This is a genomic window from Blastomonas sp. (genome assembly GCF_030373265.1).
Lineage (GTDB): Bacteria > Pseudomonadota > Alphaproteobacteria > Sphingomonadales > Sphingomonadaceae > Blastomonas.
Window position 1 is genome coordinate 19,705 of sequence record NZ_JAUCZC010000016.1, and the last position, 23,705, is coordinate 43,409.

The 23,705-nt window shown below is 63.3% G+C and carries 19 protein-coding genes; 14 read left to right on the plus strand and 5 right to left on the minus strand.

Features of this window, described 5'->3' with window-relative positions; all coding sequences use genetic code 11:
- Positions 1 to 42 precede the first annotated feature (42 nt).
- The 4 genes from QUV11_RS10845 to QUV11_RS10860 are packed head-to-tail and all read left to right on the plus strand — an operon-like array spanning position 43 to position 2,824.
- Positions 43 to 774 (plus strand): peptidase, encoded by a 732-nt coding sequence (locus tag QUV11_RS10845; protein ID WP_300882527.1) that lies wholly within the window; start codon positions 43 to 45, stop codon positions 772 to 774.
- Positions 775 to 815: 41 nt separating this feature from the next.
- Positions 816 to 2,219 carry a sorbosone dehydrogenase family protein gene (locus QUV11_RS10850; RefSeq protein ID WP_300882529.1) on the plus strand — a complete coding sequence of 468 codons (1,404 nt, stop codon included), beginning with the start codon at positions 816 to 818 and terminating at the stop codon, positions 2,217 to 2,219.
- A 47-nt stretch (positions 2,220 to 2,266) separates the two neighbouring features.
- Complete coding sequence (locus QUV11_RS10855; protein WP_300882531.1) at positions 2,267 to 2,503, plus strand: hypothetical protein; 237 nt, start codon at positions 2,267 to 2,269, stop codon at positions 2,501 to 2,503.
- Positions 2,504 to 2,509: 6 nt separating this feature from the next.
- Positions 2,510 to 2,824, plus strand: coding sequence for an HPF/RaiA family ribosome-associated protein (locus QUV11_RS10860; RefSeq protein ID WP_300882534.1), 315 nt, complete (start codon positions 2,510 to 2,512; stop codon positions 2,822 to 2,824).
- 97 nt (positions 2,825 to 2,921) lie between these two features.
- Here QUV11_RS10860 and QUV11_RS10865 read toward each other — a convergent pair whose 3' ends face one another.
- The gene (locus QUV11_RS10865; RefSeq protein WP_300882536.1) at positions 2,922 to 5,120 is read right to left on the minus strand and encodes a M13 family metallopeptidase; all 2,199 of its coding nucleotides are present in this window, start codon (positions 5,118 to 5,120) and stop codon (positions 2,922 to 2,924) included.
- A gap of 181 nt (positions 5,121 to 5,301) precedes the next feature.
- Positions 5,302 to 6,948: an alkaline phosphatase gene (locus QUV11_RS10870; protein ID WP_300882538.1), complete on the minus strand. Its 1,647-nt coding sequence runs from the start codon at positions 6,946 to 6,948 to the stop codon at positions 5,302 to 5,304.
- Positions 6,949 to 7,158: 210 nt separating this feature from the next.
- Between QUV11_RS10870 and QUV11_RS10875 the strand changes: the two genes are divergently transcribed.
- The 9 genes from QUV11_RS10875 to QUV11_RS10915 all read left to right on the plus strand — a co-directional run bounded on the left by QUV11_RS10875 (position 7,159) and on the right by QUV11_RS10915 (position 19,552).
- The gene (locus tag QUV11_RS10875; protein WP_300882540.1) at positions 7,159 to 7,569 is read left to right on the plus strand and encodes a hypothetical protein; all 411 of its coding nucleotides are present in this window, start codon (positions 7,159 to 7,161) and stop codon (positions 7,567 to 7,569) included.
- A 429-nt stretch (positions 7,570 to 7,998) separates the two neighbouring features.
- Positions 7,999 to 9,567, plus strand: coding sequence for a hypothetical protein (locus tag QUV11_RS10880; RefSeq protein WP_300882541.1), 1,569 nt, complete (start codon positions 7,999 to 8,001; stop codon positions 9,565 to 9,567).
- A gap of 56 nt (positions 9,568 to 9,623) precedes the next feature.
- Entirely contained in the window at positions 9,624 to 12,356 is a 2,733-nt protein-coding gene (locus QUV11_RS10885; RefSeq protein WP_300882681.1) for a TonB-dependent receptor, read from the plus strand.
- A 192-nt stretch (positions 12,357 to 12,548) separates the two neighbouring features.
- The gene (locus QUV11_RS10890; RefSeq protein ID WP_300882543.1) at positions 12,549 to 13,445 is read left to right on the plus strand and encodes a type II secretion system protein N; all 897 of its coding nucleotides are present in this window, start codon (positions 12,549 to 12,551) and stop codon (positions 13,443 to 13,445) included.
- Positions 13,442 to 15,634 carry a type II secretion system secretin GspD gene (gene gspD / locus QUV11_RS10895; protein WP_300882546.1) on the plus strand — a complete coding sequence of 731 codons (2,193 nt, stop codon included), beginning with the start codon at positions 13,442 to 13,444 and terminating at the stop codon, positions 15,632 to 15,634. The genes QUV11_RS10890 and gspD overlap by 4 nt, the downstream gene beginning before the upstream one ends.
- A complete protein-coding gene (gspE, locus tag QUV11_RS10900) occupies positions 15,631 to 17,220 on the plus strand; it encodes a type II secretion system ATPase GspE (protein ID WP_300882548.1) in 1,590 nt (529 codons plus the stop codon). Before gspD ends, gspE begins: the two co-directional genes overlap by 4 nt.
- Entirely contained in the window at positions 17,213 to 18,418 is a 1,206-nt protein-coding gene (gene gspF / locus QUV11_RS10905; protein WP_300882550.1) for a type II secretion system inner membrane protein GspF, read from the plus strand. The genes gspE and gspF overlap by 8 nt, the downstream gene beginning before the upstream one ends.
- 8 nt (positions 18,419 to 18,426) lie before the next feature.
- Entirely contained in the window at positions 18,427 to 18,897 is a 471-nt protein-coding gene (gene gspG, locus QUV11_RS10910) for a type II secretion system major pseudopilin GspG (RefSeq protein WP_300882552.1), read from the plus strand.
- Between the two features lie 82 nt (positions 18,898 to 18,979).
- On the plus strand, positions 18,980 to 19,552 hold the full coding sequence (locus QUV11_RS10915; protein WP_300882554.1) for a GspH/FimT family pseudopilin: 573 nt from the start codon (positions 18,980 to 18,982) through the stop codon (positions 19,550 to 19,552).
- Between the two features lie 14 nt (positions 19,553 to 19,566).
- Here QUV11_RS10915 and QUV11_RS10920 read toward each other — a convergent pair whose 3' ends face one another.
- The 3 genes from QUV11_RS10920 to QUV11_RS10930 form a co-directional block, all read right to left on the minus strand.
- Entirely contained in the window at positions 19,567 to 20,733 is a 1,167-nt protein-coding gene (locus QUV11_RS10920; RefSeq protein ID WP_300882556.1) for an alpha-hydroxy acid oxidase, read from the minus strand.
- Positions 20,734 to 20,902: 169 nt separating this feature from the next.
- Positions 20,903 to 21,430 (minus strand): hypothetical protein, encoded by a 528-nt coding sequence (locus QUV11_RS10925; RefSeq protein WP_300882558.1) that lies wholly within the window; start codon positions 21,428 to 21,430, stop codon positions 20,903 to 20,905.
- A 77-nt stretch (positions 21,431 to 21,507) separates the two neighbouring features.
- On the minus strand, positions 21,508 to 22,395 hold the full coding sequence (locus QUV11_RS10930; protein WP_300882560.1) for a neutral zinc metallopeptidase: 888 nt from the start codon (positions 22,393 to 22,395) through the stop codon (positions 21,508 to 21,510).
- Positions 22,396 to 22,548: 153 nt separating this feature from the next.
- On the opposite strand from QUV11_RS10930, the gene QUV11_RS10935 reads away from it, so the two are divergent.
- Positions 22,549 to 23,703 carry a patatin-like phospholipase family protein gene (locus QUV11_RS10935; RefSeq protein ID WP_300882562.1) on the plus strand — a complete coding sequence of 385 codons (1,155 nt, stop codon included), beginning with the start codon at positions 22,549 to 22,551 and terminating at the stop codon, positions 23,701 to 23,703.
- Positions 23,704 to 23,705: the final 2 nt, after the last annotated feature.

Sequence of the window (23,705 nt, forward strand, 5' to 3'; positions counted from 1 at the left end):
CCACTTATGGCAGTCATGCGAATAAAGGGGGAGGACGCTCCTATGACATATTGCGTCGGGATGCGACTGGACAAGGGGCTGGTGTTCATGTCGGACACGCGCACCAACTCTGGTGTCGATAACATCAGCGTTTTCAAGAAGATGTTCACTTGGGAAAAGCCGGGTGACCGCTACATCACGGTGATGACCGCGGGCAACCTTGCCACCACGCAGGGCGTGATCAGCGTGCTCGAGGAGCGCACCAAGGTGCCGCATGAGCGCAAGCCTTCGATCATGGAAGCGCCGACGATGTTCCAGGTCGCACGGCTGATCGGCGAAGCGCTGCGCGACGAGATTGCGCGGACACGTGCGATCGCCGGAGAAAGCGCGTCATCCTCTTTCGGCGCATCGATGATCGTCGGTGGCCAGATCAAGGGCATGGATCCCAAATTGTTCCTGATCTATCCCGAAGGCAACTTCATCGAGGCGGGCGACGACACGCCGTTCTTCCAGATCGGTGAAACCAAATACGGACGGCCCATCCTGGTGCGCGCCTATGATCGCGACATGTCGTTCAACGATGCGATCAAGCTGCTGATGGTGTCGTTCGACTCGACGATCAAGGCCAACCTCTCGGTCGATCTGCCGCTTGATTTGCAGATCTACGCCTCGAACAGCTTCGCCGGGCGCAACCGCCGCATTCTGGGCAGCGATCCTTATTACAACCTGATCGCCGATCAGTGGAGCGACGCCCTCAAGAACGCTTTTCACTCGCTGCCCGATTATACCGGGTGATCCTGCTTGCGTGCGGGGGCCGGGCCCCCTAATTCTGGGAAATGACCAACAAAGCACGCAACATTCTCGTTTTTCTGGGCCTCACCACCGCCATCGTCGGCGGCGCAGGCTGGTATTTTCTGAGTGGCGACACCGCCGAGCTCGATATTGCCGAGGTGTCCGGGCCCTCGCCGACGATCCTGCCCCCTCGCAAGGAAACCTTCCCGACGATCAATGTCGCCGATGTCAAAGTCTGGGCGGCCGACGAAGCGCCCAAGGCGGCCGCGGGGCTTTCCGTCGTGCGGTTTGCAGAGGGTCTCGACCACCCGCGTTCGATGCTGGTGCTGCCCAATGGCGATGTGCTGGTCGCCGAAACCAACAGTCCGCCGCGCGAGAACAAGGGCGTCGAGGGTTTTGTCATGCGGATGCTGATGAACAAGGCGGGCGCAGGCGTGCCGTCTGCCAACCGCGTCTCCGTGCTGCGCGATGCCGATGGCGATGGCAAGGCGGAGAGCAAGTCGGTCCTGCTCGAAGGGCTGAACTCGCCTTATGGCATGGCGCTGGTGGGTGAAACTTTGTACGTCGCCAACACCGATGCGGTGATGGCCTATGCGTTCACCCCCGGCCAGACCAAGATCACTGGAAATGGCCGCAAGATCATCGATCTGCCTGCGTCCAAGCCCAACAACCACTGGACGCGCAATCTGCTCGCCAGCGGTGACGGCACAAAGCTGTATGTCGCGATCGGTTCTGCCACCAACATCGCCGAAAAGGGCTTGCCCGCCGAGAAGGGCCGCGCGCGGATCATCGAGATCGATTTGGCGACCGGCGAGAAGCGCGACTTTGCGGTCGGTCTGCGCAACCCGGTCGGCATGGCATGGGAGCCCGGTTCGCAAGCTTTGTGGACGGTGGTCAACGAACGCGACATGCTGGGCTCCGATCTGGTGCCAGATTATCTCACCCGGGTGGAAGCCGGGATGCACTTTGGCTGGCCGTGGAACTATTGGGGCGGCTACGAGGATTTCCGCGTTGAGCCGCGCCGCCAGGATCTGCGCGAATACACCCGCCGGCCCGATTATGCGCTGGGCAGCCACGTTGCGCCGCTGGGGCTGACGTTCGCCGGCAACGCGGCCCTGGGCGGCAATTTTGCGAGCGGCGCGTTCGTTGCTCTGCACGGATCGTGGAACCGCAAGCCCGCCTCGGGCTACAAAGTGGTGTTCGTTCCGTTCGGCGAGGGCGGACGCCCGGCGGTTACCCGCAACGCCGAGGGCAAGGTTACCGGCGGCCTGCCGGTCGATGTGCTCACAGGGTTTCTGACGGCTAATGGATCCGCCAAGGGACGCCCCACCGATGTGACGGTGGACTCGCGAGGCGGTCTGCTCGTCACCGACGACGTTGCCGGGATCATCTGGCGGGTGAGCAACCCAAGCATGCGGCCTCGTCCCACCGAAACCGCGGCGCGCTGAACCCGCCGCGGCAGGAACCGTCCACGGGTGTCATGCGTAGATATGACATGAGCAAAGACACCAAAAAAACACCGCCCGCGCTCGATCAGACAGACCTGTCCGAAAAAGCGCTCAACCTTAAACAGGAAGGCGCGTCGGACGCGGATGCGGAATACCTCCAGCATCAGACCGATACCGCTGGCGAGGGACGGATCAGCGGAGACAGCGATCATAATCCGCCGATGGGAGCCCTGGATGCCGAGGGCCACCGCCCCGTCCTGGAACGTTCCAGAAAGGTGCGGTGAACGATTATGCTGATCCAATTCAACACCGATAACCGCATCACCGGCGATGAAGCGCTCGCCACCGAAGCCGAGGACATCGTCAAGTCCAGGCTGAACCGCTTTTCGAGCCGATTGACGCGCGTGGAAGTTCACCTGGCCGACGTGAATGGCCCGCGTGGCGGCAGCGACGATATCGAGTGCACGCTCGAAGCCAGGCCGGAGGGCGGCAAGCCGCTCACGGTCAAGGGCAATGGCGGCCAGACCGACGCAGCCTTGCGCGATGCGGCCGACAAGATGCAGGCCCTGCTGGAAACCCATTTCGGCAAGCTGAGGCCGTACTGACTTCAAGCCCAGCCTGATCGGCTGGCTATTGCGAAAAAGGGCGCTGTCACGGCAATGACAGCGCCCTTTGTTGTTTGTGGCCAGCGCCGCAACGCGATTACCAGATGCGGATACGCTTTTCCGGCGGCAAATACAGCGCGTCGCCCGGCTGAACGTTGAACGCTTCATACCACTCGTCGAAATTGCGGACCGTGCCGTTGGCGCGATAGTTGGCCGGCGAGTGAGAATCGGTCTGGAGCTGCTGGCGCAAATACTCCTCGCGCGACTTGTTGCGCCACACCTGCGCCCACGCCATGAAGAAGCGCTGATCGCCGGTCAGCCCGTCGATCACCTTGTCTTCCTTGCCATCGAGATGGATCTTGTAGGCACGGTATGCCATCGACAGACCGCCGACATCGCCGATGTTCTCGCCCAGCGTCAGCGCACCGTTGACGCAGGTCTTGCCATCGTCGAGCGGGCACAGTTCGCTGTATTGCGCCACCAGGGCGTTGGTCAGTTTCTTGAAGTTGGCTTGGTCTTCTGCGGTCCACCAGTCGCGCAGCACGCCGTCGCCATCCGACTTGGACCCCTGATCGTCGAAACCATGGCCCATTTCATGGCCGATGACACCGCCGATCGCGCCATAATTGACCGCAGGGTCCGCCGACAGGTTGAAGAACGGCGGCTGCAGGATTGCAGCGGGGAATACGATCTCGTTGCGCGGCGGCGAATAATAGGCGTTCACCGTCTGGGGCAGCATGAACCATTCGGTCTTGTCGATCGGCTTGCCCAGCTTCGAGATGTTGTCGTTATAGCCCCATTTGGTCGCGGCCATGACGTTATCCAGCGCCTTGCCGGGGGCCACGGCCAGGGTGTCATAGGTCTCGAACTTCTCGGTATAGCCGATCTTAGGGGTGAACTTGGCCAGCTTGTCACGCGCCTCGACCTTGGTGGCCTCTCCCATCCAGTCGATCTCGACCAGATTCGCCGCCATTGCCTTGCGCAGGTTTCCGACCAGCTCGTCCATCGCCGCCTTGTTATCGGACGGGAAATATCGGTCGGCGTAGATCTTGCCGACGATCTCGCCCATCGTGCCTTCGACGGCAGCGACGCCGCGCTGCCAGCGCTCGCGCTGCGTCTGCTGGCCGCCCAGAACCTTGCCATAAAAGGCGAAGTTGGCATCATCGATGTCCGAAGGCAGCACGCTGGCGTTGGCAGTGAGGAAGCCTGCAGTCAGCCATGCCTGCCAGGCTTCGACAGGCGCGGTGTTGGCCAGCCGGAACAGCCCGGGAATGCCGCTGCCAAGCTTGGCCGCCTGCTCGGGCGTCAGCTTTTCCGCTGCCAGTTCCTCGGCCGTGGGGGTGAGCTGACGGACCACGAACTCCTGCTGCCCGTCGACGCCGATGGCCTGCATGAAGGTTTCGACCGGGAAACCGTCGCCCAGTGCCACCATCTCCGCCTTGGAGAGCTTGTTGTAGGTGAGGTTGCGGTTGCGGCCGATGGCGCGATCCCAATGTTCGGTCGCGATCGCCTTTTCCAGATCATACACTGTTTGCGCGGTCGCCGCAGGGTCCGCATATCCGGCCTTGCCCATCAGGAAGGTCAGATACTCCAAATAGGCTGTGCGGATCTTCAGGTTCGCCTCGCTGTCGACCAGATAATAATCGCGGTCGGGCAACCCCAGCCCCGCCTGCGTCACCTGGAAGATGTACTTGTCGGTCTCCTTGGAATCGATGTCGACAAAGCCGGCGACGGGGCTGCGGAAACCGGGCGTGCCGAACAGCTTGGCCAGATCTTCGCGGGTCTTGGCCGCCTTGATGGTGTCGAGATAGGGCTGGGCAGGGGCCAGGCCTGCCGCGTCGATCGCGGCCGTGTCCAGATAGGCGTTGTAGAACGCGGCCACCTTGCCCGCGCCGGTCCCGGCATCGGGCTTGGTCGCGGCGAGTTCGTCGATGATCTTGCGGACGCGCTGCTCGGACTTTTCTGCCAGCAGAGTGAAGGCACCGTAACGGGCCCGGTCGGCCGGGATCTCAAAGGTGTCGAGCCACTTGCCGTTGACGTGGGCGTAGAAGTCGTCGCCCGGCTTGACTGCGGGGTTCATGACCGTGGTGTCGATACCCCAGTTGCCCCAATAATCGCGCGCGGTGGTGGTGATGCCTTCGGCATCGGCAGCGCCGGTTGCCGCAGTGGTGCCGGGAGCCTCGCCCTCGATCAGCATGTCGATGTCAGGGCCGTTGGCATCGGGCTTGTGCGCGTAGGCAGGTGCGGCCGTCAGCGCGACAAGCGCTGCCGATGCCAGCAGAATCGATTTTACCATATTCAGTTCCCCAGATGTCGGTTGAGCCCGCAGAATGCGGGCGGCCGCAACACGCGCTCCGGGGCGCGGTTCGCGGCGATGGGGTCAGCTTAGGTAACCACCTGCAGACGGGCAAAGCTTTTCGGCAGGCGGCTGGGCACAATCGACCAACGTCGGCTGGCGGCCGCCGGCCGAAGATCGATCAGGCGGGATCGGCGATCGTTCGGCGCCCCGGCCGAACACTGAGGCTGGTCGTGCCTGCCAATGCTGGATCCCGCTCGCGGATCGTGCGCAATTTGTGCCAGTGCGCGGTGGCGCTGTCCTTGGTCAGGTTCAGCGTCATATAGCCGCGCGCGCTGGTGTCGGCCCATTTGAGCTGCGGATTGGCACGAACCAGCGCCCCTGCGACATCCGTGGGCGCAATCGTCGGGGCATAGGCCTCGAAGCCGGGCGAACTGATCGAGTGGCCGGCAAATTCCACGCCCGCTGGCTTGCCGCCGGCATCGAGGTCGAAACCCCAAGCGTTGTGGCTGTCGCCAGACAGCACGACCAGATCGGCGTCTGCGGCTTGCGCGGATTTCAGCAAGGCCTCGCGCTGCACCGGATAGCCGTCCCAAGCGTCCATGTTCAACGGCAGCCCGGCCTTGCTTGCGGCAAGCCCCGCGGCCGAGCGGGTCCGCACGATCTGTGGCGCATCCTTGGGCACCCAGTCGGCCGTCTCCAGCGGCAGCTTGAGCGACCCCATGACGCATTGCTGCGCCCACACCTGCCAGCGCGTTCCCGATGCCTTCGATGCCCTGAACTGGTCACCCAGCCAGCGCGCCTGGTCATCGCCCAGCATCCGGCGCGATGGGTCCATCCAGGTTTCGTTGCGGAACTTGGCCAGTGCTGCGGCCAGGTCGCCGCCGCCCGAAAAGGCTTCCGCCAGCTCGGCGGGCTTGTCGCGTCCCGACAGCCGGCTCTCGGTGCGGAACAGTGTGGCCAGATCGCCGATCTGATAGCTGCGCCACAGCGTGTCGGACGGCGCCAGATCGGCGACCGGCATCCACTCGCGATAGACCTGTTCGGCGATGCGGCGGCGAACCATATAATCGCCCTCGGTCTCGCTCTGGTGATTCTGCGCACCGTCCCGATAGGCGTCGTTGGCGATCTCGTGGTCGTCCCACATCGCGATCATCGGCACCACCTGATGCAGCCGCTGGAGGTCGGCATCGAGCCGGTAGCTGGCATAGCGCAGCCGGTAATCGGCCAAGGTCACCATCTCGTGATCGGGCTGGACGCTGCGGCCGGGCAGGGCCTGCGTGCGGGTGGGGTACACGTCGAGACCATATTCATAGACGTAATCGCCGGTGTGCACCGCCAAGTCGATATCGTTGCGGGCCGCGGCATGGGCATAGCCGTTGAACCACCCGAACGGCAGGTTGGAGCAGGAAAAGACGCCGATGTTGAACGCGGCGGTGTCTCCCACCGGCAGGGTGCGGGTGCGCCCGACCGGGGATGTGCTGCCGTCCGGCGCCACGAAGCGGTAAAAATACCAGCGGTCAGGGCTCAATCCCGAGACGGTGAGCTTGGCGATATGATCGCGTGCGCCGCTTGCGGTGACCGATCCTCCGCCGACGACCTTCGCGAAATCGGGGGAGGGGGAAAGCTCCGCGGTCAGCCGGGTATCGCCATCGGCGACATAGCGTGTCCACAGCAACACGGAGTCGCCCGCAGGCTCGCCGCTCGCGACGCCATGGGTGAAGCCTCGACCGGCAAACAGCGCCTGCGCCGCGCCCGGGATGGACAGTGCGGCCAGACCGAAGGTCCCGGCCTTGATCAGCAGTCTGCGGTCGATCGTCATTGTCATGGCAAGGCTTCCCCCCGGGTAATGATCTGGCCGCGAGCTACGGCGCATGTGCCTGATGATCACGTCCCGTGTCGTGCGTGTGACAATCGTTCAACATTTCTAAGATTACAAAAATATGACACAAAAACGTATTTTATATGACATTGGTGTTGCACCGGATGTCACAAAGGCATAGCCTGCTGCTTGTCACACGATGAAAGGATTGATGACATGAACACCAAAGTTATCGCATTCGCGGCGCTGGCCGCCCTCGGAATGGCTGCCCCTGGCTTTGCCCAGCCTGTGCAGAACCGGGCGGCGGCGACTGAAATCGGATATGACGCAGGCTCGCTTGGCTACGCCGCGATGCTGCAGGGCAATTATCCGGCCGCTCTGGAACAGATGCACGCCGCAGAGAAACAGGTTTCCCCCGCCGCCCGTCGTGATCCCGCCCGGTTGATCAATATGGGGCTGGCGTACGCCAAGCTGGGCGACGTCGGATCGGCGCGCCAGCATTATCAGGCGGCGATCGATACCCCGGTGTCGTTCGACATCGTCCTGTCCGATGGGCGGGTGATGGACAGCCGCGTTGCCGCGCGCCATGCCCTGCGCCGCCTCGATCAGGGCTATGCCAGCCGCTGATCGCCACGATCGCCTTCCGTATTGAACGCGATGCCCGGTCGAATCCGTTTCGGCCGGGCTTTTGCATGGCCAGTCGGACAGATTGTTGCAAAATGATCACCTTCTGAGTCAATCGTGACCGCAAACAGACGTCGACTGCCGTGCTCCAGGCTGGCATCGACCCCCGACTGCTGCTGCAGTACCCGGAAAATAACGCAATAATTCCAGTCGCCTAGCCTGGAATGCGGTCCGGTTGACGCTGGATTGTCATATAAGACTCCAAATCGTCACATTCCTGTCGCTGCGCTGTCACTGAAATAGCGCCGCAGCTTCATCATGCCTGCCTATCTGCCCTCTCGAACGGCGTTCCAGGGGGTGGAATCAGCTCATCTCCGCTTCGTTCCTGAAAAGCCGACAGCCCAGCCTGTCCAGATTTGCGGAGAATCAAAGATGCTTAATGCACGTGTTCGTACGGTCCTGATGGCTTCGGCCGCGGCCCTAGTAGTAACCGCCTGCGGTGCAGATGATATTGCTTCGCCTGGCGAAGGCGTGATTGTTATTCCTGCCCCCACGCCGGCACCGGCTCCCACGCCAACGCCGACCCCGACCCCGACTCCGCCCAGCTTGGCCACTCCGGCAGCATCCTGCCCGTCTGCGATTTACACCGATCGCGGCACGATTTCGGGGCCGACCGGCACGTACCGCAACTGCGAGTTCCCCAGCCGTTTCACCAGCAACACCCAGGTGGCCCGCGTCCCCGGCGTCATCTATTCGATGGGTGGCCGCGTTGACGTCGGCACCGATCAGGGTCCGACGAGCACGGGCACGAATGTCATCCTGACCGTCGATCCTGGCGTCGTGGTGTTTGCGAGCGGCGCCTCGTTCCTGGCGGTCAATCGCGGCAACCAGATCGATGCAGTGGGCACGGCGGCCCAGCCGATTATTTTCACCGGACGCCAGAACGTGACCGGCGCAGCCACCGATGCAACCTCGCAGCTGTGGGGCGGCATCGTCCTCCTTGGCCGCGCGCCCATCACCGACTGCCTGGCTTCGGGTGCGACCCCGGGAACCGCCGCGTGCGAGCGTGACACCGAAGGCACCAGCAACGCGCTGTATGGCGGTGCATCGCCGACCGACAGCAGCGGTCGCATGCGCTATGTTCAGATCCGCTATTCGGGCTTTGTGCTCGAGCGCAACAGCGAGCTTCAGGGTCTTACCCCCTCGGGCACCGGATCGGGCACCGAACTGCAGTATATCCAGGTCCACAACAGCTCGGATGACGGCATCGAAATCTTCGGTGGCCGCGGTAACGCCAAGCACCTCGTCATCACCGGCGCGGAAGATGACAGCCTTGATACCGATGTCGGCTACAAGGGCTTCATCCAATATGTCCTCGCTATCCAGCGCTCGGACATCGGCGATTCGATCCTCGAAATCGACTCGGACAATGCGAACGATGGTCAGACGCCGCGTCAGAACGTCCGGCTGTCCAACTTCACCTTCGTCAAGAACGGCGACAATCGCGCCGGCAACAACGGAACGGCCATCCTGCTTCGCGGCGGTGCCGACTATTCGTTCTTCAATGGCGTGATGGTCAGCCCCAACCTTCCGTGCTTCGCGGTCAGCCGGCCTCAGACGGCAGCCACTGCGGCCGATGCCTCGATCGACGAAGCGGGCGCTCCCGTCTTCCGTTCGGTGCAGTTCCAGTGCCCTTCGGGCAACGCCTTCAGCGGTCGTAACGGCGTCACCAACGAGCAGGTCGCTTCGCTGTTCAACGCTGGCACCAACGTCAGCTCGACCTTCTCGCCGACTCTGTCCGCGATTTATATCAACGGCTCTGCAGAAACCGCCATCCCGGCATTCGATGCTTCGACGATCAATTCGTTCTTCGAGCGCACGAACTATATCGGTGCGGTCCGTGATGCGAATGACCGGTGGTTTGCCGGATGGACCTGCAACTCCAACTTCGCCAACTTCGGGTCCAGCAGCGGCAGCTGCACCTCTATCCCCGTGATCTGAACAAACTGAATAAGGGTCGAGCCATCCGGCTCGACCCCCATACTATGGGGGTTATTATGCGAATGCCGCTATCCTTTGCGGGCGCACTCTTGCTGAGCACAGCGCTTGTTGCTCCTTCCAGCGCCTGGGCGCAATCGTCTGACGGGCAGGCTGGTGGTGGCACCGTCAGCCAGAATGCGCAGGCTGGCGGCACCGTCGTCCCGGACGCGCAGGCTGAACCGGACCTCGGCGCAGAAGAGGAAGTCGATGTTTCCGGTCCCGGTGCTGGCGGGCAGGAGATCGTCGTCCGCGGCCGGTTCATTCCGAATACCCTCAGGGCGAATACCGAGGTCGTATCGGTGCTGTCCTCGGCGGATATTGCGCGTACCGGCGAAGGCGACATCGCGGGCGCGCTCGAGCGCGTCACCGGTCTCAGCGTCGTCGGCAACGGTTTCGTCTACGTCCGCGGTTTGGGCGACCGCTATTCGCTGGCTCTGCTCAACGGCTCGCCGCTGCCCAGCCCCGAGCCGCTCAAGCGCGTGGTTCCGCTCGACATTTTCCCGACGAGCGTGATCGCATCGTCGGTGGTTCAGAAGACGTTTTCGGCGAGTTATCCCGGTGAATTCGGCGGCGGTGCGATCAATCTGACCACCATCGCTACTCCCGCAGAACCGTTTCTCAACGTGTCGTTCAGCACGGGTGGGGATACGGAAACCACGGGACAGCTTGGCTACACCTATTTCGGGTCGCGCACCGACTGGACGGGGTTCGACAATGGAACCCGTGACATTCCCCCGCTGTTGAGCGCGGCGCTGAACAGCGGCCGCCCCATCCTGCCGGGCGCGGACTTCACGCTCGACGATCTGAAGGCCATCCAGCTTCAGCTTGTCAATGCGCCGACCACCGTCCTGCAACGCAACAACAACATTCCGGTGAACTGGTCCGCGGGCTTTTCCGGCGGGACCACCATTCCGATTGGCGATACCCAACTGGGCCTGATCGCTTCGGCCAATATCAGCAACAAGTGGCTGACCCGTCAAACGCTCCAGCAGTCTGCAAGCACGCTCGACCTTTCGGGTACGCCGGCCTCCGACTTTACCCGCGTCATCACCGACAACCGCATCATCGTCAGCGGATTGCTGGGCGCGGCGCTTGAGTTCGGCGAGCACAAGCTGCGCTGGACCAACCTGTATATCCGCGACACTCTGAAGCAGGGGCGGTTGGGCGTCGGCACCAACATCAACACCTTCCAGACCGAGTTGCTCGAGCAGGACACCGCCTGGTTCGAGCGCCAGCTGATCAATTCCCAGCTCGTCGGCGAATTCAAGTTCGACGCCTTTTCGGTCAACACCCGCGGCGGATATGCCAACTCGCAGCGCGAAGCGCCCTACGAGCGCAGCTTCACGTATGTTCGGTCGACCGTTGATGATCCGAACAATCCCCTGAGCCGGAAATTCATCAACGACCTCGGGGGGTCTTCCCAGGGCGTAGCTTCGCTGGCGTTCAGCGACCTGAATGAAGATCTCTGGTTCGGCAGTATCGATCTGGGCTATGAAGTGACCCCCGATATCACGGCGTCGATCGGATATGCCTATACGGACGCATCCCGCAGTGCCGTGCGCAGAGCCTTTCTCTATCGCGCGCCCGGTCTGCCGATCCCCGTCCAGCAGTTGCGGCCCGATTTCCTGCTGTCCGATGCAAGCGTCCAGTTGTACGACATCTTCCTGATCGAAACGTCGGCGCAGGACGGCACGGCAGCGTTCCAGGCCGACCTGACGACTCACGCCGGATATTTCCAGCTTCAGGTCAATATGGCCGAAGGATTGAGCCTCAACGCCGGCGTGCGCTATGAGGACGCGGAACTGACAGTGGTACCGGTCGATTTGTTCGACAGCGGTGCATCGGCCATCGTCGCGACCAACCTCAACAACGACTACTTCTTGCCCACTGCAACCCTGACCTGGGAATTCCTTCCCGACATGCAGCTGCGCTTCAACGTGTCGAGCACGATCGCCCGGCCCCAGTTCCGCGAGTTGATCGCGCAGGTCTTCCAGGACACGGACAGCAACCGCGTGTTCCGTGGCAACCCATCGCTACAGGATAGCCGCCTGATCAATGCCGAGGCACGCTACGAGTGGTATTTCGACCGCGATCAGCGTTTCTCGGCAGCCGGTTTCTTCAAATCGATCGACAATCCGATCGAAACCTTCACCTCGAATTCGGACAACGTCGTCAACTCCAGTTTTGCCAACGCTCCCAAGGCAACGCTGTATGGTGCCGAGGTCGAAGCGATAAAGTATTTCGACATGGCCAACTGGATCGATGGTGATTTTTTCACCTCGCGCCGGCTGCTGCTTCTGGCAAACTACACCTTCACGCAGTCTGAACTGAAAGTGCGGCCCGGTGATGTGACGGTGGTGAACGGGTTGAGCTCTGCAGCCTCGAATTTCTTCATCGATGGGGCGCCCTTGACCGGACAGTCGGATCACATCGTCAACCTGCAGATCGGCCTCGAGGATACCGAGCGGCTGTCCCAGCAGACGCTGCTGTTCATCTACAACAGCGATCGTGTGACCAGCCGCGGCCCTTCCGGTCAGCCGGACATCTTCGAGAAACCCGGGCTTCGTCTCGACTTTGTCGCAAGGCAGGGCATCCGACTGGGCGGATTGGACGCCGAGCTGAAATTCGAGGCGCGCAACATTACGCGCACCAAGTACCAGGAACTTCAGCGGGTTGGCGACAATCGCATTTTCTACAACCGCTATGATCTTGGCGCAGCTTTCAGCATTGGTTTGTCCGCCAATTTCTGACGCGTCAGCGCGGTTTCAACGCGACCATAAGGGGGGCGGGCGACAAGCCTGCCCCCTACTTGTTTGCGCTTCAGATGCGCGCCGACGCATTTGCGTTCAAATATCTGTCACAAACTGGTAATCCAACCGTCATTCACTGCGCCTAGCAGCGAGTGAGGGCCAAGGGGATCGGCCTGCAAAGGGGAGTGATTCGTGGCATCAGCGGCCCATAACGGCGCGCAGACAGGCCTTGGCGCTTCACTCTCCCGATTCCGGTCGGCAAGGTTTGAAGGGCGGGGCGGCAGTGTCGCTCGGTTTCTGCCGGTCGGCCTGTATGGCTGGCTGCGGGCTCTGCTTGTGCTGGCGCTGGTCATCCAGCTTGCCCGGCTGATCTGGACAATTGTCACCCCGATTTCCCCTTTGGGCGACTGGCAGGCGCGCACCGCAAACGTCATGTCCGCTCCCTCGCGCGCAGCGCTCTTCGCCAGTTTTGACGGGTTCGATCGCGCCGCCGCAACGGGCGATGCCAGCGCGGCGGTCACCTCGCTCGATCTTACGCTCTACGGGCTGCGGATGAACGAGGCTTCGGGCGGCGGCTCTGCGATCATAGCCGGATCCGACGGGGTGCAGCGCAGCTATTCGGTTGGCGAGGAAGTCGCCTCCGGGGTCAAGCTGGTTGAGGTGCTGTTCGATCATGTCGTGCTCGAGCGCGGCGGATCGCGCGAAAGCCTGTTCATCGATCAGTCGGTTCCCGCCGAGACGGTGGGCGATACCGCCGCTGCCCCGGTATCCGGAGCGCCGCAGCTGCCGGTAGCCCAAGCAGGGCCGCTTACGTCAGACGCGATCACCGCAGGCATTGGCTTTGCACCGCGCTCCGAAAACGGCCGCGTCAGCGGTTTCGCCGTCACCCCCAAGGCCGATGGTGCGGTGTTTGCGCAGGCCGGGTTCAAACCCGGTGATATCGTCGTGGAAATCAACGGCCGCAAGGTCAGCTCCGCCCAGGATGGCGCGGCGCTGGCAGGGCAGCTTCGCCCTGGTGCCCGCATTTCGCTGCTCGTCGAGCGCGGCACAGAAACCCTTCCCATCGCGCTGATCATTCCGGAACCATGAAAAAACACATCTCAACCCTGGCGCTGTGCGCCGCGCTCGTGCTGTCGTCGCCCTTGGCCGCGCAGCACAGCCTGAATGTCCGCGATGCCGATGTCCGCGCCTTTATCGAGGACGCGGCGACGGTCACCGGACGCACCTTCATCATCGACGGCCGTGTGCAGGGCAAGGTTTCGGTGGTCACCGATCGGCCCTTGAGCCGCAGTGAATATTTCGAGGTGTTCCTTTCCACCTTGCGCGCCAACGGGCTGATCGCGGTGCCGACCGCCAACGGTGCGTACCGCGTTCAGCCGACCGATGGCGCGGCCTCGGCACCAGGCCGGGTGGGCAGCCGCGGTGGGCAGAACGAGTTCGTCACCGAAGTCTTCCGCCTGCGCGCGATCGACGCGAGCACGGCGGTCGAGACGCTGCGTCCTCTGGTTAGCCGCGAAGGCTCGATCACCGCGAACCGCAGCGGCAACAGCCTGGTCGTCGCCGATTATGCCGACAACATCCGCCGTATCCGCGCGCTGATCGGCCAGATCGACCGTGACAATGCGACCACCCAGGTGATCACGCTCAACCATGCCGGCGCGCGAGAAATCGCGATGACGCTGCAGCAGCTCAGCCCGGCACCGGGCGGCGGCGCAGAAGGCGGCGGGGGCGCGCCTCTGGTGTCGGTCGTCGCAGTGGACAGCAGCAACTCGGTCGCGTTGCGCGGCGATGCGCCAACGGTAGCGCGGCTCACCGCGATCGCCCGAGAGCTGGATGCACGCGCCGCCAATGGCAGCGAAATCCGCGTAATCTGGCTCGATTATGCCGATGCCCAACAGCTGGTGCCGGTGCTGCAGATGATGGCCGGCAGCCAGGGCGGGGGCGGCATGCAGCCGCTGTCGGCGGCGGTCGCAGCGCCCGCAGCCAATGGCGCGGCGACCGGCGGAGCATCGGCTCCGGTCGGTGGCGCGGTGGCGCTGTCGAACGGGCGCGGCCAGGCGATCATCACCCGCTATGAGGGCGCCAATGCGGTGATCATCTCGGCACCGGTGGATGTCCAGCGCTCGCTGGCCGAACTGGTACGCCAGCTCGATATCCGCCAGGAACAGGTTCTGGTCGAGGCGATCATCGTCGAGATTTCGGACCGGGTGGCGCGCGAGCTCGGCGTCCAGTTCCTCATCGGCGGCAAGGACATCCCGTTCCTCGTCACGCCGTTCTCCAACGTCACGCCCAACATTCTGGATATTGCAGGCGGCCTGCTTGCCAATGACCTGGATGAAACGACCACCGTGATCAACGGCAACACCGTGACCACCAGCACCAACAGCGCGGTGGGCGATTTCCTCCGTCAGAACGCAGCCAACCGCATCTTGGGCGCGCGCGGCGGCTATACCGGTTTTGCCGCCGATATCGGCAACAACCGCGTGCTGGGCGCGATCATCAACGCGGTGCAGGAAGACAGCGATTCGAACATCCTGTCGACGCCGTCGCTGACCGTGAACGACAACGTCCAGGGTTCGATCCTGTTCGGTCAGGAAATCCCGGTCAGCACCGGCGAGGCGCTGTCGAACAATTTCGACAACGCCTTCCGCACCATCCAGCGCCAGAATGTCGGCATCGAGCTCGAAGTGAAGCCGCAGATCAATGCCGGCAACCAGGTCAAGCTTCAGATCCGGCAGGAGGTCAGTTCGATCGTCGGTCCGGTGAGCGATGATTTCAACGAACTGATCATCAACAAGCGCGAAGTCGAAACCACGGTCACCGTCAAGGACCGCGAGATTATCGCTCTGGGCGGACTGCTCGACGACAATGAACGCCGCACGATCCAGAAGATTCCGTTCCTGGGCGATATTCCGATCATCGGTGAACTGTTCAAGTCGCGTGGCAAGGAACGCACCAAGACCAACCTGATGGTGTTCATCCGCCCAACGATCCTGCGCACCGCAGAAGATGCGCAGGCAATCGCTGCGCGGCGTTACAATTATGTGCGCGCGGCGCAGATCGAGTTTAACCCCAAAAGCGAACCCTCGCTCGACGCGATTGTGCGCGATTATATGGGGGCAAACATTCCGGTCGCTCCGCCTGCAGGGCCGAACGATCTGGTCGTATCGCCGCGCGCGATGCCGAACAGCGCGCCGCTCGACAGCATGACACTGCCGCCGAGCCAGCCTGCGCAGCGATCAGGCCAGATGCCGCCCTTGCCGGGAGAACAGCCATGAAGATCCGCAAAGGCGACGCTCCCATGGAAGAGGCCGCTAGCGAAGGGCCCGGCTCTGCGCTCGACCTGTCGGTTGATCGCACCCTGTCGCGGATGATGCTCGACATCCCCTATGGCTTTGCCCGCGACAATGGCGTGGTGATGCTGGGCGAGGCCGAGGGGCGGCTCAAGGTCGCTTTGCGCGAAGGCGCGGACCCGATCACTTTGCTCGAGGTGCGGCGCTATCTCGCGATGCCGTTCGATGTCGAGATCGCCCCGGTGGCGCAGTTCGAACGCTATCTGTCGGATCATTATGCGGTCGAGGGCAATGCAGCGGCGATGGCGAGCTCGATGAACATCGATGGCGGCGATCTCGAGATGCTGGCAAGCGACCTGCCCAGCGCCGAGGATCTGCTCGACAGCGCCGATGATGCGCCCGCGATCCGGCTGATCAACGGCGTGATCGCCGAGGCCGCGCGCCAGGGCGTGTCTGACATCCATATCGAGCCTTATGAAACCGGGCTGGTCATCCGCATGCGCATGGATGGCGTGCTGCAGGAAAAGCTGCGGATGCCGCCCAATGTCGCGCCGGTGATCGTCAGCCGGATCAAGGTGATGGCGCGGCTCGACATCGCCGAGCGCCGCGTGCCGCAGGATGGCCGCATCGGTCTGACGATCGGCGGCAAATTGCTCGACGTCCGCGTCTCGACCTTGCCCAGTCGCGCGGGCGAGCGCGTCGTTCTGCGCCTGCTCGACAAGGAAAACGCCAATATGGATCTGGGGCTGCTGGGCATGAGTCCGCGCACCCACAAGATCCTCGCCGAGGCGCTGTCCGAACCCAATGGCATCGTGCTGGTCACCGGTCCCACTGGATCGGGCAAGACGACGACGCTCTATTCGTGCCTCAAGCAATTGAACGATGGCTCGCGCAACATGCTGACCGTCGAGGACCCGGTCGAATATGCGATCGAAGGCGTCGGCCAGACCCAGGTCAATCCCAAGGTCGGGCTCACCTTTGCCGCAGGGCTGCGCGCGATCCTGCGCCAGGATCCCGACGTGGTGATGATCGGCGAAATCCGCGATCACGAGACCGCCGAGATCGCGGTGCAGGCTTCGCTGACCGGACATCTGGTGCTCTCGACCGTCCACACCAACGATGCGATCGGCGCGATCACCCGGATGCGCGACATGAAGATCGAGCCGTTCCTGCTCGCCTCGACCTTGCGTGCGGTCGTTGCGCAGCGGCTGGTGCGGCGGCTGTGCCCCGACTGCCGCGAGCCGGTGCAGGCCGATGGCTCGCTCGCCTCGCTGCTCGGCTTCGACAAGGGCACCGTGGTCTATCGCCCGGTCGGCTGCGATTCGTGCAACCACACCGGCTTCCAGGGACGCATCGGCGTGTTCGAGGCGGTGCGCGTCGACGAAACGATCCGCCGGCTGATAAACGACGGCGGCGACGAGGCGATCATCTCGCGGCATGCCTTCCTCAACGCGCCCAACCTCGGCTCGGCGGCGCGCGAACTCGTCCGCACCGGGCAGACCACCGCGGAAGAGGCGATCCGGATTTCAAGGCGCGAGGCTGAACCGGTGCCCGAAACGGCCAATGGCTGACTTTGCCTATAAGGTGATCGATGCGGCCGGGCGCGAACGGCAGGGGCGGATTAGCGCGCCTTCCGATGCGCAGGCGCGCGCAGCGTTGATCCGCAAGGCGTTCCACATCGTCACCGTATCGCCAGCGCCGCCGCGCAAAGCGTTGCTGTCGCAGCGCACCGCGCGATTGAGCCCCAAGCAGCTCACCCTGTTCACCCGGCAGATGTCGTCGCTGATGTCCGTCAGCCCGCTCGAGGAAGCGCTGCGCACGATCAGCCGCCAGACCGAAAAGGCCAACGCCCGCGATGTGCTGATCAACGTTCACGCAGGCGTGATGGAGGGCCAGTCGCTTGCTGAATCGATGGCGCGCGAGGCACGCAGCTTTCCGCCGCTGTATCGCGCAATGATCAGCGCGGGCGAAAGCTCGGGCTCGCTGCCGGTGATCACCGAGCGGCTGGCGGCCTTGCTCGAGCAGCAGGCCGAGGTGCGCGGCAAGATCATCGGGGCGCTGGCCTATCCGATCATCCTGACGCTGGTCGCCTTCGGCGTGGTCGCAGGCCTGATGATCTCGGTGGTCCCGCGGGTGGTCGAGCAGTTCGACAATGCCCAGACCCAGCTGCCGCTGATCACGCGGATCGTCATCGGGCTTTCCGATTTTCTCAGTACCTGGTGGTGGGCGCTTGCCATCGCGCTGGTGCTGGCGGGCATCGCCTTCTGGCGCGCGATGAAGGTGCCCAAATTCAAATACCGCTTCGACGGCATGCTGCTCAGGCTGCCGCTGATCGGACGGCTGATCCGCGACCTGAACGCGGCCAAGCTGGCGCGCACGCTGGCCACGATGGTGCACAGCCGCCTGCCGCTGCTCGAGGGCATGAAGCTGACCACCCGCACCGTGCGCAATGCGGTGCTGCGCGAGGCGCTCGAAGAAGCGGTCGAATCGATCCGTTCGGGCGGGTCCTTGTCGGGCGCGCTCCGCAATGCGGGGACGTTTCCGCCGCTTCTGGTGTATCTTGTTGCCAGCGGCGAAAGCGCCGGCCAGCTCGACACGATGCTCGAGCGCGCCGCCGAGTATCTGGAGCGCGAGTTCCAGAATTTCACCTCCACCGCGATGGCGCTGCTCGAGCCGGCGATCATCGTGGTGATGGGCGGGGTGGTCGCACTGATCATCCTGTCGATCCTGCTGCCGATTCTGCAGCTTCAGAACCTGACTGGCTTATGAGGAATATCATGTTGAACTTTCGATCCGCGCTGCTGAAGCGCCTCTCGCCCAAGGCACGCAAGCGTGCCAATGGCTTCACCCTCGTCGAACTGATGGTGGTGATCTTCATCATCGGTCTGCTCGCGACCGTGGTCGTGATCAATGTGCTGCCCAGCCAGGACCGCGCGATGACCGAAAAGGCGCGCAGCGACATTGCGACCTTGAGCCAGGCGCTCGAGATGTACCGGCTCGACAATCTTGCCTATCCGGGGTCGGCAGAGGGCTTGAACGCGCTGATGACCCCACCTCCCACGCTGACGCAGCCCGGCCGCTATCGCAGCGGTGGCTATATCAAGCAGCTGCCGCAGGATCCGTGGGGCCGCCCGTACCAGTACACCAGCCCCGGCACCACCGGCGCGTTCGACCTCTATTCGCTGGGCGCCGACGGCGCACCGGGCGGCGAGAACGAGAATGCGGATATCACCGCCAATGGGGGGTGAGACGCTTAAATCCTCCCCCAGCTTGCTGGGGGAGGGGGACCGTTCGCGCAGCGAATGGTGGAGGGGAAGCGGGATCGTACCGATGAAAAAGACGTGCGCCTCGCTTCCCCTCCACCCCGCCGCTGCGCGGCGCAGTCCCCCACCCCGAGACAAGCTCGGGGAGGATTTGAGCAACGGCTTCACGCTGATCGAACTGATGGTGGTGCTGTTCATCGTCGGGCTGGTCGCGGGCGCTGTGATGCTGTCCATCCCTGGCGACAGCTCGGCGCTTTCCGAAGATGCCGATCGCTTTGCCGCCCGCGTCGCCGCAGCGCGCGACGAGGCGGTGGTGAGCGCGCGGCCGATCGCGGTGTGGATCGCGCCATCGGGCTACGGCTTCGATGCGCGGCAGGACCGGCAATGGGTTCCCTTGAACGCGCGGACGCTGGCCAACCGGGACTGGAAGCCGGGGACTATCGCCCGGATCGAAGGCGAGGCTGCACAATCCGTTGAACCGCCGGGCACCGATCCTGCCGCTGCAGCACCGACACGCGCGCGCTTCTGGTTCGACAGCACCGGACTGCCCAATGCGCCGGTGACGGTGTTGCTGTCGCGCGGCGCCAACAGCGACCGGATCATCATCAGCGCCACGGGGGAGGTGGGCCGCCCCCGGTGAGCGTCCCCGCTCGGTTACCGCCAGCGCAGATTGCCGCGCGTCAGCTGGTCGAGCTTGGTCACCCCCATCAGCTTCATGCCGCGCTCGATTTCCCCGCGCAGGTTGGCCAAAGTCCGCTCGACCCCGCGCTGGCCCCCGGCGGCGAGCGCGTAGAGATACAGACGCCCGCCCGAACACGCCTTGGCGCCGACGCTGAGCGCTTTCAGCACATGCGTGCCCCGCGTGATGCCGCCATCGCAGATCACCTCGATCCTGTCGCCGACCGCATCGACGATCTCGGCGAGCTGGTCGAACGGTGCGCGGCTGCCGTCGAGCTGCCGTCCGCCATGGTTCGACACCATGATCGCGGTCGCGCCGATCGCGACCGCGCGGCGCGCATCCTCGACGCTCATGATCCCTTTCAGGCAGAACGGGCCGTCCCACGCCTTGCGGATCTCCTCGGCCATCGCCCAGTCCATCTGCTGGTCGAGCATGGTGTTGAAATAGTCCGCCACCGAAATCGCCGCGTTGGTGCCCGCCGCGATATGGCTTTCCAGATTGGGCAGCGAGAAGCGCTCGCGGCCCATGTAATTGAACGACCAGCCGGGATGGGTAGCAAAGCTCATCGCCGATCCCGGGGTGAGCCGCGGCGGAGAGGTGAAGCCGGTGTGCAAACACCGCTCGCGCTTGCCCGAGACGATGGTATCGACCGTCAGCGCCAGCGCATCGAACTTCGCGTCCTTGGCCGCCTGGATCAGCGCGGCGTTCAAGCCCTTGTCCTTGTGGACATAGAGCTGGAACAGTTTGGGGCTGGCGATGCTGTCGCCGATCTCGGCAAGGCTGACCGTGGCGAGCGAGGAGATGCCGAAGAAGGTGTTGAACTTTTCCGCCGCCGCACCGACCGCCTTCTCGCCGCGCCAATGGAACAGCCGCTGCAAGGCTGTCGGTGACAGGAACAACGGCATATCGATCTTGCGGCCCATCAGCGTGGTCGTCATGTCGATATCTGCGACCCCTGCGAGCACATTGGGGACGAGGTCGCACTCTTCATACGCCGTGGTGTTGCGGTTGCGGGTCACCTCGTCATCGGCAGCGCCATCGATATAGTGGAACACCGGATAGGGCAGCTTCTTGCGTGCCAGCTCGCGAAAGTCATCGACCGTGTGGCAATCGGCCAGCCGCCGGACCGGAAAACGTCGCATAGATTTCTGCCCCCAACTGTCGGATCCTCCCCGGAACGGGGAGGGGGACCGCGAAGCGGTGGAGGGGCAGCCGAATTGCGCATCCCATCGGACACATCATCCGGACGCTTCCCCTCCGTCTCGCCTGCGGCGAGCCACCTCCCCTAAAGGGAGAGGAGTTTGAAGCAAGTCACTTCATGCTCGAAGGCTCGGGTGCGGACGGATACTTGCAGCCGCGCTGATGGCCGATCCCCTTGAGGAAGCTGCGCCGCACGACGCCCGCATAAACCGCGGCGTTATAACGGCGCTCCTGTGCCGCCGCTCCCGAGATTTCGCGAATGACCCGGCGGAAGGGGATGATCGAATTGACGATCAGACCGCCGACCCTGCCGGCTGTATCCTTGCGCTTGTCATCGCGGGTCTGCTCATAGCGCACGTCGAGGTCTTCGCCGAGCACTGCGTCCATGTCACCGATCGCGCTGCGGATCTGAGCGCACGTCTTGATCCCGACCAGCGAATAGGGCTTGTCCTGAATGGCGATCAGATTTTGCGGGATGTCCTTCTTGTCGATCCCGATATCCTCGACCGGCTGGGTGACGACATCTTCGGCCACCTGCTCGGTCGAGCGCGGTCCATTCGACCCTGGGTTCTGCGCGGCGGCGGGAAGTGCACTCGCGGCAAAGGCAAGGCTGGCGAGAACGGTGGCGGTGCGGTGCATGATGGTTTCCCCGGTTATGGCGTCAGTTAAGCGCCTTTGTTGCGCTTACGCACGACTGTGCCAAACGATGCGTCCGATCACAAACGTGTCGCGCTGAAAGTATCGCATTGCGCCGGGTCGCCGGTGCTCAACCCCTTCTTCAACCACGCCATGCGCTGGGCAGAGGTGCCATGGGTGAAGCTTTCGGGGACCGGCCTGCGGCCTGCAGCCTTTTGCAGCGTATCATCTCCGATGGCGCTGGCGGCGGTCAGGCCCTCCTCGATATCGCCCGGTTCCATGCGGTTCTTGTTGCGCGCCGCCCAGACCCCGGCATAGCAATCCGCCTCAAGCTCCATCCGCACCTGCAACTGGTTGCCTTCGGCCTGGCTGGCGGTGCTTTGCGCGCGGCGCACATTGGCAGAGCGCCCCGTGATCGTCTGGATATGGTGGCCGACCTCGTGCGCGATGACATAAGCCTGAGCGAAATCGCCTGCGGCGCCGAAGCGCGTGGCGAGTTCGTCGAAGAAGCTGGTGTCGAGATAAATTCCGTTATCGGCGGGGCAGTAGAACGGCCCCATCGCGCTTTGTGCCGCGCCGCATCCCGACTGGCCATTGCGGTCATAGAAAGTCAGGGTGGCAGGCTGATAGGCCTGACCCTGTTCCTGGAACAGCGCCCCCCAGGTGTCTTCGGTGCTGGCAAGCACCTGGCAGCTGAACTTGCTTTTCTCATCGACCGCGCAGCTTTGCGCCGCGTTCTGGCCGCCGGCTGCCCCAGGTCCTTGAGTCTGCACCGGCGCACCACCGGTCATCCCGCCCCCCTGGATCAGTTCCATCGGATTGATGCCGAAAACCAAGGCTGCGATGCCCAGGATAAGGATGGTGCCGATCCCCATCTTGCCGCCGCCGATCGGCAGGCGAGAGCCGCCGCCCCTGCCGCCGCGCTGATCCGAAACATTGTCTGAGGTGCGATAGTCGTCGAGCTTCATGCGCTGCGTCATCCCTGTAGCGAACAGTGCCTGTCTACCACCGGCAGCGTGCGATGGGCATCACCCATTTTTGCAGCAATTGCGTTATTGTGCGCTGCGGCATAGAGTCACGTCCAAAGCGTGCAATGGCACGCCAACAGACGAGGACGTAACATGCCGGGCTCTCAAGATGCGCTGGATACCCAGTCCGCAGCCGTTCCGCTGCCGGAAACCGTGGCCTTGGTGCTGCAGGGCGGCGGCGCGCTCGGTTCCTATCAGGCAGGCGTGTTCAGCGAACTCGTGCGACAGAACGTGCGGATCGACTGGGTCGCCGGGATATCGATCGGTGCGATCAACTCGGCGATTATTGCCGGCAACGAGCCCGATATGGCCTGCACACGGCTGCGCGAATTCTGGGAGCTGGTGACGTCGGGCACCGTCGATTTCATGCTCGGCGATGCGGACTACTGGCGCGAGGTGAACCACTATGCCGGAGCGGCGATGGCCGCGACGGTCGGCGTTCCGGGCTTCTATCGCCCGCATCTGCTGCCGCCCTTCTTCGCCTGGCCGGGCACGCCCGCGGCGGTCAGCATGTACGATACCACCCCGATGATCGAGACGCTCAACCGCTTCATCGACTGGGACCGCCTGAACAACGGCCCGATGCGGTTTTCGGTCGGCGCGGTGAACGTGGAATCGGGCAATTTCTATTACTTCGACACGCAGGACCCCCACGGCCCGCAGGTTATCGACGCGCGCCATATCATGGCCTCGGGCGCGCTGCCTCCCGGGTTTGCGCCGATAGAAATCAACGGCAAGCATTACTGGGACGGCGGCCTCGTCAGCAACACGCCGCTGGCCTATGTGCTCGACAACCAGACCAGCGATATGCTGGCCTTCCAGGTCGATCTGTTCCCGGCACGTGGCGAGCTTCCCACCAAGTTTGCCGATGTGATGAGCCGCGAAAAGGACATCCGCTATTCCAGCCGCACCCGGCAGGTGACCGATTATTATCTCAAGCTGCGCAAGGAGCACGAGGCGCTGCGCAACGTTCTGGCGATGCTGCCGCCAGACATGCGGACCGACCCCGATGTCGAGCGCATGCGCGCACTGGTGGAGGACAATGCAGTCAACATCGTCCACCTGATCTACAATGTACAAAGATGGGAAAGCGGGATGCGCGATTTCGAGTTTTCGCGCGCCACCATGGACATGCACTGGGACCAGGGCATCGAGGCGGTGCAGGCGGTGATGAAACGCGGCGACCTGCTGGCGCAGAACATCATGAACGGCAAGACGGCCGCCTTCGATCTGGCGCCGCACAGCTGATC